Genomic DNA, 428 nt, shown 5'->3' with positions numbered 1-428 from the left:
AGCAGGCGCTCTCCCAGCTGAGCTAAGGCCCCGCAACCGATGGGCCTAAGTGGACTTGAACCACCGACCTCACGCTTATCAGGCGTGCGCTCTGACCAGCTGAGCTATAGGCCCATGGAGGGAAAGTCCCCTCAAAACTAAACAAAACGACAAGCGTCATTATAATCAAACCGATAGGTTTTGTCAAGAAATTCTGTCTAGCTCCGGCTCGCCGCCGCTCGGGGTCAAATAACCTTCGCCTTCCGGGTGCAAGCACCCTTGCAGGCGAAGAACATTTGCCCATCGCGGCGAAACGCTCGCCTCCGCTTTTCGTACTGTCTAGCTCCGGCCGCCATCGGCTCGCGACGCTTCGGTCCTGCTGCGGCGGCAACAGCCTCCTCGCAGGCCCTCCAGCGCGTTTCGCCGATAGGCGGGCGGCCTTCGCTTTT

Annotated in this window: 1 protein-coding gene and 1 tRNA gene; both read right to left on the bottom strand. The window is 59.6% G+C overall.

All coding sequences use genetic code 11. The features are described from left to right. Positions 1-40: 40 nt before the first annotated feature. Positions 41-114 (bottom strand) — tRNA-Ile (locus ETC02_RS17020). Positions 115-224: 110 nt separating this feature from the next. Then, the coding region (locus ETC02_RS17565; protein WP_216367880.1) for a hypothetical protein at positions 225-428 on the bottom strand (204 nt) is incomplete at its 5' end.

Origin of the sequence: Geobacillus sp. DSP4a (assembly GCF_013096875.1) — a bacterium.
In the GTDB taxonomy this organism is placed as follows: Bacteria; Bacillota; Bacilli; order Bacillales; family Anoxybacillaceae; genus Geobacillus; species Geobacillus thermophilus.
This window is presented reverse-complemented; position numbering and strand designations above follow the sequence as displayed.